This is a genomic window from Castellaniella sp., from assembly GCF_034675905.1.
Lineage (GTDB): Bacteria > Pseudomonadota > Gammaproteobacteria > Burkholderiales > Burkholderiaceae_B > Castellaniella.
This window is the reverse complement of sequence record NZ_JAUCCV010000010.1, coordinates 522,906-534,634: the sequence shown is the minus strand read 5'-3', so window position 1 is coordinate 534,634 and position 11,729 is coordinate 522,906. Positions and strand designations below refer to the sequence as shown.

Genomic DNA, 11,729 nt, shown 5'->3' with positions numbered 1-11,729 from the left:
AGAGTGATCAGTGGGGGGGCTGGTGCGAGGAGATGTCCGAGGGGCGGCGGGCCAGCGCGTCCAGCAGTTTCAGGTGGATGCCGCCAAAGCCGCCGTTGCTCATGATGAGAATGTGGTCGCCTGCCTGGGCGTGATGGCACAGGGAGTCGATCAGGGCGGGCAGATCGCCGCCCGTCCAGATCAGGCGGCTGCCTAGAGAGGCCAGAACCTGTGCTGCATCCCAGCCCAGCGCCTGTTTGCCGGCGGCATCGCCGTAGCAATAGACCTGATCGGCCTGCGCCAGGGCGTCCGGCAGGCGGGCCGCCATGGTGCCCAGTTTCATGGTGTTGGATCGGGGCTCCAGGACGGCCAGGATACGCGGCCCGGTCCCGATGCGCCGCCGCAGGCCGTCGATGGTGGTGGCGATGGCGCTGGGGTGATGGGCGAAGTCGTCGTAGACGGCGACGCCTTGTGCCGTGCCGCGCAATTCCAGGCGCCGGCGCACCCCCTGGAAGGCGTTCAGCGCCGCCAGCGCAGCGGAAATAGAGATGCCTGCATGGTGAGCGGCGGCGATAGCGGCCAGCGCGTTGGACTGGTTATGCAAGCCCGCCATCGACCAGTCCAGCCAGCCTTGTGCTTGCCCGTCGTGCAGGACCTGGCAGCGGCGGTCGTTGGTCGCATCCGTGCGGGCCTGCCAGAGACCGTCCGGGCCAAAGGTGTCTACTGCGGTCCAGCAGCCCCTGGCCAGTACGCGGTCCAGCGCCTCGCTGGCGGCGGGCCGGATGATCCGGCCGTTGGCGGGGATGGTGCGCACCAGATGGTGGAACTGGGTTTCGATGGCGTCCAGATCCGGGAAAATGTCGGCGTGGTCGAATTCCAGATTGTTCAAGATCGCCGTGCGAGGGCGGTAATGCACGAACTTGGAACGCTTGTCGAAGAAAGCCGTGTCGTATTCGTCGGCCTCGATGACGAAATGGCGGCGCTGCGCCTGATAGCGGGCCGAGACCTGCAGATCCGGGGCGACACCGCCGATCAGGAAATTGGCCGGCTGGCCGGCATGCTCGAAGATCCAGGCCAGCAGGGCGCTGGTCGTGGTCTTGCCGTGGGTGCCGGCCACGGCCAGTACGTGCTGGCCGGGCAGGATGTGCTCGGACAGCCATTGCGGGCCGGATATATAGGGCAGGCCCTGGTCCAGGATGGCTTCCATCAGCGGATTGCCCCGGCTGACGACGTTGCCGATGATGTAAAGGTCTGCGCCCAGCTTGACCTGGCCGGCATCGAAGCCTTCGACCAGGTCGATGCCCTGTTCGAGCAGTTGCGTGCTCATGGGGGGGTAGACACCAGCGTCGCAGCCAGTGACCCGATGCCCCGCCGAGCGGGCGATCAGCGCCAGACCGCCCATGAACGTGCCGCAGATTCCCAGTATGTGTACGTGCATCGTATCCTCCGGGCTGTATTGTAGGGCCCAATGCTATGATGGTCCGGCAAGGAATTCTGCAGTGGATGATTTCATGGATAGACGCTCATTTCTGCGTGCGGCCTCGGGGGCTGTGCTGGGCATCACGACAGGGGCGGGGCCGGTCATGGCCTCCATGCTGCCGGCCGATCCGGTGTTTGGCCGTTCTTTCGATGATTTGCAGGGGGCTGCCCAAGCCCTGTCCGCTTACGTCGGACGTCCTCTGGTCATGAATTTCTGGGCCAGCTGGTGTGCACCCTGCGTGCGTGAAATGCCGCTGCTCGAATCCCTGCATCAGCAGCATCCCGATCTGGTCGTGTTGGGGCTGGCCGTCGATACCCGCGCCAATGTGTTGCGGTTTCTGGACAAGGTCCACGTATCCTACCCCTTGCTGCTGACAGGCACCCAGGGCATTCCTTTGATGCGTGAATTGGGCAACAAGGGCGGCGGCCTGCCTTTTACCGTGCTGTTCGATCGCAAGGGGCGCGCGGCGACGACGGTCGTGGGCGAGCTGAAACCCGATGATCTGCAGGCGCGGGTTGCCCAGATACTATAAGTTTCAAGTTTCTTGCTGCATGGCCTGTCCGCCCCTTATTTAATGGACAAATCGACGGTTTTAGCGTAAAAAGGCGCTTTAAGGGCTGATGCGTTCAGGCTGTGGCTGCACTTCCGGCAGACCCCTGGATGTCACGTCAGATGCGGCCGTCGTGGATTCTCCCTGCTTGGACAGGGCAGACCGACGGCATCTTTGTTTCTGCCGCCCGCCTTTCATCACGAATGGCCTGCCGATACGGGCCTGCACACAGGAATCATTTCTCATGGATCTCAGAAAACTGAAAACATTGATCGACCTGGTGGCCGATTCGGGGATTGCCGAACTGGAAATCACCGAAGGCGAGGGCAAGGTCCGTATCGTGAAGTTTTCCCAGACGCCGGTCGTCGCCGCTGCGCCGGTCGCCGCCGCTCCGGTGGTGGCAGCGGCTGCCGCCCCTGCGCCTGCTGCTCCGGCCGCCGCTGCGCCTCAAGGCCATCAGGTCAAGGCGCCGATGGTCGGCACTTTTTACCGGGCGCCCAACCCCAATTCGCCCGCCTTTGTCGAAGTCGGTCAGACCGTCAAAGAAGGCGACCCCTTGTGCATCATCGAAGCCATGAAGCTTCTGAACGAGATCGAGGCCGACAAGTCCGGCGTGATCAAGGAAATCCTGGTCGAAAACGGCGAACCCGTCGAATACGGCCAACCCCTGTTCATTATTGCTTAAGCCATGTTTGAAAAAATTCTGATTGCCAATCGCGGGGAAATCGCCCTGCGGGTTCAGCGCGCTTGCCGTGAACTGGGCATCAAGACCGTGGTAGTCCATTCCGAGGCCGACCGCGAAGCCAAATACGTGCGGCTGGCGGATGAATCCGTCTGCATCGGGCCTGCGTCGCCGCGCGACAGCTACCTGAACATGCCGGCCCTGATTTCGGCGGCGGAAGTCACCGATGCCGAGGCCATCCATCCCGGCTACGGATTCCTGTCCGAAAACGCCGACTTCGCCGAGCGTGTCGAGAAAAGCGGTTTCGTCTTCATCGGGCCGCGTCCCGAGAGCATTCGCACCATGGGCGACAAGGTCTGCGCCAAGCAGGCCATGATCGCGGCCGGCGTGCCGGTCGTGCCTGGTTCGGACGGCGCCCTGCCCGAGGACCCGGCCCAGATTCTGCAGATCGCCGACAGGGTAGGCTACCCCGTCATCATCAAGGCTGCCGGCGGCGGCGGCGGGCGCGGCATGCGCGTCGTCTACGATGCCGGGTCGCTGATCAATTCCGTGGCCATGACGCGCACGGAAGCCGGGGTCGCCTTCAACAACCCCGAGGTCTACCTGGAAAAATTCCTGGAAAACCCGCGCCATATCGAAATCCAGATATTGGCCGATGGCGAGGGCAAAGCCGTCTGGCTGGGCGAACGCGATTGCTCGATGCAACGCCGCCACCAGAAAGTCATCGAGGAAGCGCCCGCGCCGGGCATCGAGCGCGATCTGATCGCGCACATCGGTGAGCGTTGCGCCGAGGCCTGCCGCCAGATGCGCTATCGCGGCGCCGGCACGTTTGAATTCCTGTACGAAAACGGGGAATTCTTCTTCATCGAGATGAATACCCGGATCCAGGTCGAACATACCGTCACGGAAATGATCACAGGGCTGGACCTGGTGCAGTGGCAGATCCGCATTGCCGCCGGTGAAAAATTCACGCTGCGCCAGCGTGACATTCATCTGCACGGGCATGCCATCGAATGCCGTATCAACGCCGAAGACCCGCATAAATTCACCCCCAGCCCGGGCAAGGTCACCAACTGGCACGTGCCGGGCGGCCCCGGGGTACGGATGGATTCGCACGTGTTCACCGGCTACACGGTGCCGCCGTATTACGACTCGATGGTGGCCAAGCTCATCACCTATGGCGATGACCGCCATCAGGCGCTGGTGCGCATGGATATCGCCCTGTCGGAAATGATCGTCGAAGGCATCCGCACCAATATTCCCCTGCACCGTGAATTGCTGCAGGACGAGCACTTCATCAAGGGTGGGACCAGCATCCACTACCTGGAACACAAACTGGCCCAGCGGCCATAAGGGCGCGGCATGCGTGAATTGGTGCTCAGCTGCAGGCATGATCAGGCGGAAGCCTGGTCGGATGCGCTTCTGGATGCAGGCGCGCTGTCGGTATCGGTCGAAGACGCTGATAGCGATACGGATCAGGAGCAGGCGCTTTTTGGCGAACCTGGCACCGAGCCGGAAACCTTGGCCTGGCAGCGCAACCGTCTGGTGGCGCTGCTGGCCGATGGCGACGATCCCGCCCATTTGTTGACTGCCTTGGATGGTCTGGCCGGGCCCGCGCCGGCTGCCGGCGATTGGCATCTGCGCGATGTGCCGGATGCCGATTGGGTCCGCTTGACCCAGTCGCAGTTCGGGCCGATCACCGTGGGTGATCGCATCTGGATCGTGCCCAGCTGGCACCGCGAAGACGCCGGTCTGCCGCCTGTGGGTCAGCAGGATGGCATCATTCGCATCGAATTGGATCCCGGTCTGGCCTTTGGCACGGGCAGCCACCCCACCACGCATCTGTGCCTGGAATGGCTGGCCGCCCATCTGCAAGGCGGGGAAACTGTGCTGGATTACGGCTGCGGTTCCGGCATCCTGGCCATTGCGGCGCGGCTGTTGGGCGCGGGCCTGACGGTCGGCGTGGATATCGACGATCAAGCAGTGCTGTCGACGGCACAGAATGCCGCCGTCAACCGGGTCCAGGTGCAGGCGTGCCTGCCGGACGCTTTGCCGGATGGCGCCAGTCAGGTCGTGGTCGCCAATATTTTGTCCAATCCCCTGAAGGTCCTGGCGCCCATGCTGTCGTCCCGGGTTGCGCCCGGGGGCTGGCTGGCTCTGTCGGGTGTGCTGGAACGCCAAGCTGACGAGGTCGCCCAGGCGTATGCGCCCTGGTTGGCTCTGCAGGTGTGGGCGGCTCGCGACGGCTGGGTCTGCCTGGCCGGGCATAAAGACTGAGCAGCGGGAGGCCGGGGGATGGACCTGACCACGCGTTGCCCGCAGTGCGGCACGGTTTTCCAAGCCAGCCTGTCGGATTTGCAGCTGCGCAAGGGCTATATCCGCTGCGTTCAGTGCTCTCATATTTTTGATGGCTACGCCGAGGTCGTGTCCGACGCTTCGGGCGTGGCACCTGTGTCGGCGGAGCCGTCTGCCGTCTCGCATCCGGAGTCGGCCCCGCCGTATTCCGCGGCGGCGCCGGCGTCTTCTGCATATGAGGATGCCGATGATGCCGAGGCGCCCCAGGTCTTCCGGTCCGGGCGCAGTCTGGCTGCGCCGGATGCTGAACCTGTTGCTGACTATGACACTTTCCGCATCGAGCCGCAGATCGAGGCAGCGGATCGCCCTGAGTCCTTTGTCGTCGAGCCCCGGCCCGGGCATTTCAGCCAAGGAGGCACCGCTGCGCCTCTGTTGCGGCAGGACGATGCGCCGTCATGGTGGGCGGGGATCGTCCGTTTGCTGGCCCGTCTGCTGTTGTTGGCGTTGATCGGTCTGGTGGGGGCGCAGCTGCTGTATGTCTATCGTGCGCAGCTGGCGCAAGCGGTTCCTGCCCTACGACCCTGGCTGGAGCAGGCGTGCGTGCCCTTGCGCTGCCAGGTGCCCTATGCCCGGGATCTGGCGCGCTTGACCATCACCGGCTCTGCGCTGAAAGTCCAGGATGACGTGCCCGGTACGCATGGCTCGGACGCCGTCTCTGCCTCAAGCCCTGTGCAGCGTTTCATCCTGCAGGCGACGCTGCGCAATCAGTCCGAACATGCACAGGAATGGCCGACGCTCGTGCTGGATCTCAAGGACGCTGCAGGCACGCTGCTGGTGCGCCGGAATGTGTCCCCCCCGGAATATCTGGGGGCCGAAGTCGCCAAACGTCCATTTGCCGCGCGTGGCGAAGTGCTGGTCCAGGTGCCGCTGACCCTTGATGGTCTGCGGATCAATGGCTATCAGCTTGATCTGTTCTACCCCTGAGGATACTCATTCATGACCCCCAACCAGGATGTGCTGATTTGTGGTTCCATCGCCTTCGATACCATCGCCGTGTTCGAAGGCTGTTTTCGTGACCACATCCTGTCGGATAACCTCAAGTCCCTGAGCGTGTCTTTTTTTGTGCCGACACTGCGCAAGGAATTCGGCGGCTGCGCCGGGAATATCGCCTACAACCTGAAGCTGCTGGGCGGGCATCCCGTGCCCGTAGGCACCGTGGGCCAGGACGCCGACGATTATCTGCAGCGCCTGCGCGATCTGCAGATCGATACCCGTCTGGTGCGGGTGTTGCCGGATACCTATACGGCGCAGTGCTACATCACGACGGACCAGGACAATAACCAGATCGCGTCTTTCCATCCCGGCGCCATGCTGCGTTCGGCCGAAAACGATCTGACGGGGCACGCCGCCCGCTGGGCCATCGTATCGCCTGATTCCAAGGACGGCATGTTCGCCCATGCAGAGCGCCTGCATGCGGCCGGCATCCCCTTTATTTTCGACCTGGGGCAGGCGATGCCCTTGTTCGATGGCGATGATCTGCGCCGCATGGTGGCCATGTCCAGCATCCTGACCGCCAACGACTACGAGGCCAGCGTCATCGAGGACCGCATGGGGCAGTCTATCGCAGCGATCGCCGCCGGCCTGCAGGCAGCTGTGATCACCCGGGGCGGCGAGGGCTCCACGCTGTATGCCCAGGGTGAGCAAACTGATATTGCACCAGTGCCGGTCAGCCAGATCGTGGATCCGACCGGCTGCGGTGATGCCCATCGCGCCGGCTTGTTGTATGGCCTGGTCAATGATTGGTCATTGCGGGATGCCTGCTGTTTGGCGAACGTGATGGGCGGCTTTAAAATCGTCAGTCAAGGTCCGCAAAACCACCAACCGTCCCGTGACCAGATTGCAGCAACGCTGCAGCGTCATTACGGGATCGATGCAGGCCTTGCCTGATCCTTTGTTGTTAGCTGTTACGGGAGTCCCTTCATGGTGATCCGCAGTTCTTCTCTTTCATCCCGCGCCTTGCGCCTGACCGCGGCGGCGGGGATTTCCCTGTCCGTTTTGGCATTGGCCGGTTGCGCCAATCAGTCGGCTTCGGGGTCCGTTTATACCTATGGTCAGGCGCAGCAGGAACAGATCGTGCGTTATGGCACGGTCGTGTCCGTGCGGCCAGTCGTCATCCAGTCCGATAAATCGTCCGGCGTCGGCGCATTGGCCGGCGGCGCATTGGGCGGCGTGGCGGGTAGCGCCATTGGCGGTGGCCGGGGCCAGATCCTGACGTCCATCGGCGGCGCCCTGTTGGGCGGCCTGGCGGGCAATGCGGTTGAAAATCAGGTCAGCAAGACCCAGGGCCTGGAAATCACCGTGCGCCTGGATAATGGCGAAACCCGCGTCATTGCGCAGGCCAACGATATCGCGCTCAGTTCGGGCCAGCGGGTGCAGGTCATCAGCGGCGGCGGCCCGACCCGCGTCGTCCCGATGTAATCGGCGTCAGACCCCAAACGTTGAAAACGCCAGGTGGTTCAGAATCATCATCACGATCTGGGCCACCACCAGCAACACCAGCGGCGATAGGTCCAGCCCCCCCATGCGGGGCAGAATGCGCCGGATAGGGTCCAGCAGCGGCGCCGTCAGGGTGTAGAGCACCGGCATGACCGGCGACAGCGGATTGATCCAGGACAGCACGGCCTGAATCAGCGTGACCCACACAATCACATTGAACAGCCATTTCAAGCCCACCAGCAGCCCGGTCAGCAAGATTGCGCCGATGGCGGATGCCGGAGGCAGCAGGCCGCCCATGGCGATCAGCCAGGTCAGCAGCAGGTAGAGCATGGCCGTGATCCAGCAGGCCAGGATGCTGGGCCAGTCAAAGCGTCCGCTGACCGGGATCATGCGCCGGATGGGCTGCACCAGCCAGTCGGTGACCCGCAGGATGGCTTGAGAATACGGATTGAATGGATGCAGGCGGATTGCAAAAATCCAGGCCCGTAGAATCAGGGCGATGCCAAAGAGCGAAAAGACAATATCAATCAGAAAAAGCAGAATGTCGCGGACCATGCGGTGCTCACAGATGGCATGAAGTAGGCCATTGTCGCATTAGCGTAAAAGGTGCGGCAAGTGCAATGCGCCGGGGTGCTCGTCTGAGCATTCCCGGCGCATCGATCATGCTGATATGGCTTGCTTACGGGCGGCTGTTCAGGGGGAACGGCCAGTTGCCACCAGGGTTGACGTCCGTGCGGGCGGCGGGCGCCGCTGCAGTCGGTTTGCTGGCAGCCTTTTTCACGGTAGTGGTTTTGCTGGCAGCCGGTTTTTTGGCGGCAGCAGCCTTGGCTGCCGGGGCCTTGGCGGTCGTTTTTGCGGCTGCTTTTGCAGGCGCCTTTTTGACTGCACTGGCCTTGCCGGCGGCGGGTTTGCTGGCTGCTGCTTTCTTTGCCGGTGCTGCTTTGGCCGTAGCCGCTTTGCTGGCGACAGGCTTTTTGGCAAGCGGTTTTTTGGCGGCAGCTGCGGGTTTTGCAGCCGGTTTTTTCGCTGCTGCGGGCTTTGCCGCTGCTTTTTTCACTGCAGGTTTGGCAGCTGCTTTAGCGCTTGCAGGCTTGGCCGCTGTCTTTTTCACCGTGGCGGCTGCTTTGGCGACAGGCGCCTTGGCTGCAGCCGGTTTTTTGGCAACTGTCTTTTTGGCAGCCGGTGCTACGGCCTTTTTGGCAGCGGGTTTTGCCGGTGTGGCTTTCTTGGCGGCAGGCTTGGCAGCGACCTTCTTGGCCGCAGGTTTGGCGGCAGCTTTTACCGGAGCCGCTTTTTTGGCAACGGGTTTGGCGGCAGCCTTGGGGCTTGCTTTCACGGCTGTCTTTTTGGGAGCTGCCTTGGCAGCGGGTTTAGCTGCAGTAGCTTTTGTGGCGGCAGGCTTGGCAGCTGCTTTTGGGGCGGCTTTCTTTGCTGCTGCTTTTGCGGGGGTTTTGGCGGGGGCGGATTTTGCGGGTGTGGCTGCGGCTTTCTTGGCGGTTGCCATTGTCGGGCTCCTTAGGGCAAAAGGAAACGTCCACCCATTTGATATGACCCCCACGTCAGGTGCGGCTCATCTCAAATGGCGCAGGCGTGCAATATCATGAATATCACACGCATTCAAGTCTAGCGTAAGGTGTGGGGGGCTTCCAAGCACTATCGGCGCGCTAGGGGCTTTCTTCCGCCATCGGATTGTTCTTTGTCTCGAAAAAGTTGCGTTTCCCGCTTGATTGCGGCGAATCAGAGATAGAACATGGCCTTGGCCAGGAATACGATCAGGACCACATGGCAAAACACGCTCAGGTGGATGATCTGGAAATGACGGGACTTCAGCCGGCCTGTACCGCTCATGGTCATGGCAAAAATAAAATGCCCCAGTACGCTGAAGGCCAGGATGATCTTGATCCACAGCAGGGTGGCAAAATGGCTGGCAAAGGGTTGCGCCAGCGCATCCCGGAACTGCCAGGCCATGCCCAGGCCGGCCCCGAACAGGACGATCATGACAAACGGCATGATGCGTCGGGCGCGGCGGCCGATCGCCAGTTCCACGTTGCGCATGGCTTCCCGTCCCAGGGGCTTGCGGATGCCTTCCAGGATCAGCACTTCGAAGAACACGGTGCCCACGAACATGATGGCGGCAAACAAGTGCAATGTGACGAGTACGGAGTGGCTCATGTCAGTAAAATGATTGTTTTCCTGCAAGTTGCGCAGGCACCCAAAAATTGTAGGCCAGGTCATCGGGTCTGCCGGGTCCGGCCCTATGTGGGGCGGGGGTATTGGATGACAATTGTCATGAACAGGAATCAAGTAATGCGATTCATTCGTTTTTCTATTGCAGCGGCGGGGATGGCTGCTCTAGGGGTGCTGGCTGGCTGCGCCCCGACCAAACCCGCCCAGGCGCCTGCTGTCGTCCACGCGGCTGTACCGACCTGCACGCCAGCGGCAGCCGGAGACGCGCTGGTGGGCAATTGGTTGTCGGTGAGCACGCAAAAAGGGGTGGCGGGCGCCTTGCGCACTCTGTACACCCTGAATCCGGACGGCACCATGACGTATGTGGAGCAGATCAAGCGTCCTCGCGCGCCTTCGCAGGGGCTGGAAGAATCCGGCTGCTGGTCGCGTAGCGGCGATGCGCTGGTGTTGCGCACCTTGGAATCCAATGGCGTATCCGTGGATTTGAATGATCCGATCTACGCCAATCGCTATCACATCGTCCGGGCCGATGCGGCGGAACTGAGGCTGCAGGGCGCTCAGGGCAGCGTACGCGCCCGGCGGATGTCGCCAGGCTATCGGCTGCCCTTCTGATCGGCGGGTTTAGCCGGCCAGGGTCGCGCTCAGACGTTCCAACACGGTGGTGCGGCCCAGCAGGGTCAGTACGGCGCTGATGGATGGGGTGTGCTTGTGGCCTGTGACGGCGACTCGCAGCGGGATGGCCAGTTTCGGCATCTTGGCGCCCTCGGTTTTCAGGACGGACTTGATCGCGGCATCCAGGGCGGCGTCGGTCCAATCGCCCAGGTCTTGGGCTTGCGCTTGAAAGGCCCGCAGCAGGACCAGCGCGGCATCGTCCAGCACTTCCGCTCGCAGGGCGGCATCGGCTGGTACGTAGGGGCCGCAGAACAGCAGGGCGCCTTCGGCCAGGTCTTCCAGGGTTTCACTGCGGTCGCGCAGCAGGGACATGACGGCGGGCAGATCAGCAGCCTGCGGATTGCCGCCGCGCTGGATGATGCGCGGCGCCACCCGATCGGCCAGGTCGGCGGGGTCCAGCTGGCGCAGTGCATGAGCGTTGACCCAGTTCAGTTTTTTCGGATCCCATTGCGCCGCCGAGCGGCTGAGGTGCTGCGGGTCGAACCATGCCACGAATTGCTCGCGGGAAAAGAGTTCGTCGTTGCCGTGGCTCCAGCCCAGGCGGGCCAGGTAATTGACCATGGCGTCGGGCAGATAGCCCAGGCGGTCGTATTCCATGACGCTGACCGCGCCGTGGCGCTTTGACAGCTTTTCACCGTCTGGCCCCAGAATCATCGGCACGTGGCCATAACAGGGCGGTTCGGCGCCCAGCGCCTGCAGGATGGTGATCTGGCGCGGTGTATTGTTGACGTGGTCGTCACCCCGGATCACGTGGCTGATCTGCATGTCCCAGTCGTCCACCACCACACAGAAATTATAGGTGGGCGTGCCGTCGGGGCGGGCGATGACCAGGTCATCCAGCTCGCCATTGTCAAAGCTGATCGGCCCTTTGACCAGATCATCCCAGGCGGTGACGCCATCCTGCGGGCTGCGGAAACGCACCACGGGCCGGATGTCGGCGGGAACAGGGGGCAGGGTCTTGCCCGGTTCCGGGCGCCAGGTGCCGTCGTAGCGCGGCTTGGCGCCGACGGCGCGGGCGCGCTCGCGCATGGCTTCGACTTCGGCGGGGGTGCTGTAGCAGTGGTAGGCCGTCCCCTGGGACAGCATGTCGGCGATGACCTGGCGGTAGCGGTCCATGCGCTGCATCTGATAGAAGGGGCCTTCGTCGGGCTGCAGATTGAGCCACTGCATGCCGTCCAGAATGGCCTGGACGGCTTCCGGGGTGGATCGTTCCAGGTCTGTGTCCTCGATGCGCAACACGAAAGTCCCCCCGTAGTGGCGTGCGTAGGCCCAGGAAAACAAGGCGGTCCGCGCCCCTCCCAGGTGCAGATAGCCGGTGGGCGAGGGGGCAAATCGAGTGCGCACGGGGCGCGAAGTGGCAACGGTCATGGTGGTGGTCGGCAGACAGG

Annotated in this window: 13 protein-coding genes; 9 read left to right on the top strand and 4 right to left on the bottom strand. The window is 62.8% G+C overall.

Translation table 11 applies throughout. From position 1 onward, the window contains the following. Window positions 1–7 precede the first annotated feature (7 nt). On the bottom strand, window positions 8–1,417 hold the full coding sequence (gene mpl, locus VDP79_RS12685; protein WP_323018545.1) for a UDP-N-acetylmuramate:L-alanyl-gamma-D-glutamyl-meso-diaminopimelate ligase: 1,410 nt from the start codon (window positions 1,415–1,417) through the stop codon (window positions 8–10). A 73-nt stretch (window positions 1,418–1,490) separates the two neighbouring features. Here mpl and VDP79_RS12680 point away from each other — a divergent pair, with 73 nt between their 5' ends. The 7 genes from VDP79_RS12680 to VDP79_RS12650 all read left to right on the top strand — a co-directional run bounded on the left by VDP79_RS12680 (window position 1,491) and on the right by VDP79_RS12650 (window position 7,464). After that, window positions 1,491–1,991, top strand: a complete 501-nt coding sequence (locus VDP79_RS12680) for a TlpA disulfide reductase family protein (protein WP_323018544.1) — start codon at window positions 1,491–1,493, stop codon at window positions 1,989–1,991. A 262-nt stretch (window positions 1,992–2,253) separates the two neighbouring features. Next, entirely contained in the window at window positions 2,254–2,694 is a 441-nt protein-coding gene (gene accB, locus VDP79_RS12675) for an acetyl-CoA carboxylase biotin carboxyl carrier protein (protein WP_323018543.1), read from the top strand. 3 nt (window positions 2,695–2,697) lie between these two features. Next, window positions 2,698–4,044: an acetyl-CoA carboxylase biotin carboxylase subunit gene (gene accC, locus VDP79_RS12670; RefSeq protein WP_323018542.1), complete on the top strand. Its 1,347-nt coding sequence runs from the start codon at window positions 2,698–2,700 to the stop codon at window positions 4,042–4,044. A gap of 9 nt (window positions 4,045–4,053) precedes the next feature. Further along, window positions 4,054–4,968, top strand: coding sequence for a 50S ribosomal protein L11 methyltransferase (prmA, locus tag VDP79_RS12665; protein ID WP_323018541.1), 915 nt, complete (start codon window positions 4,054–4,056; stop codon window positions 4,966–4,968). An 18-nt stretch (window positions 4,969–4,986) separates the two neighbouring features. Then, a complete protein-coding gene (locus VDP79_RS12660; RefSeq protein ID WP_323018540.1) occupies window positions 4,987–5,970 on the top strand; it encodes a zinc-ribbon and DUF3426 domain-containing protein in 984 nt (327 codons plus the stop codon). Between the two features lie 12 nt (window positions 5,971–5,982). Further along, a complete protein-coding gene (locus VDP79_RS12655; RefSeq protein WP_323018539.1) occupies window positions 5,983–6,933 on the top strand; it encodes a carbohydrate kinase family protein in 951 nt (316 codons plus the stop codon). A gap of 33 nt (window positions 6,934–6,966) precedes the next feature. Next, complete coding sequence (locus VDP79_RS12650; protein ID WP_323018538.1) at window positions 6,967–7,464, top strand: glycine zipper 2TM domain-containing protein; 498 nt, start codon at window positions 6,967–6,969, stop codon at window positions 7,462–7,464. A 6-nt stretch (window positions 7,465–7,470) separates the two neighbouring features. Here VDP79_RS12650 and VDP79_RS12645 read toward each other — a convergent pair whose 3' ends face one another. Beyond that, window positions 7,471–8,037 carry a YggT family protein gene (locus tag VDP79_RS12645; RefSeq protein WP_323018537.1) on the bottom strand — a complete coding sequence of 189 codons (567 nt, stop codon included), beginning with the start codon at window positions 8,035–8,037 and terminating at the stop codon, window positions 7,471–7,473. 206 nt (window positions 8,038–8,243) lie between these two features. On the opposite strand from VDP79_RS12645, the gene VDP79_RS14995 reads away from it, so the two are divergent. Next, window positions 8,244–9,086, top strand: a complete 843-nt coding sequence (locus VDP79_RS14995; RefSeq protein ID WP_416233114.1) for a hypothetical protein — start codon at window positions 8,244–8,246, stop codon at window positions 9,084–9,086. A gap of 133 nt (window positions 9,087–9,219) precedes the next feature. On the opposite strand, the gene VDP79_RS12635 is transcribed toward VDP79_RS14995, so the two are convergent. Then, a complete protein-coding gene (locus VDP79_RS12635; protein ID WP_323018535.1) occupies window positions 9,220–9,654 on the bottom strand; it encodes a hypothetical protein in 435 nt (144 codons plus the stop codon). Window positions 9,655–9,789: 135 nt separating this feature from the next. Between VDP79_RS12635 and VDP79_RS12630 the strand changes: the two genes are divergently transcribed. Then, entirely contained in the window at window positions 9,790–10,281 is a 492-nt protein-coding gene (locus tag VDP79_RS12630; protein WP_323018534.1) for a hypothetical protein, read from the top strand. A 9-nt stretch (window positions 10,282–10,290) separates the two neighbouring features. Here VDP79_RS12630 and gltX read toward each other — a convergent pair whose 3' ends face one another. Beyond that, complete coding sequence (gene gltX / locus VDP79_RS12625; RefSeq protein WP_323018533.1) at window positions 10,291–11,709, bottom strand: glutamate--tRNA ligase; 1,419 nt, start codon at window positions 11,707–11,709, stop codon at window positions 10,291–10,293. Between the last annotated feature and the right edge of the window lie 20 nt (window positions 11,710–11,729).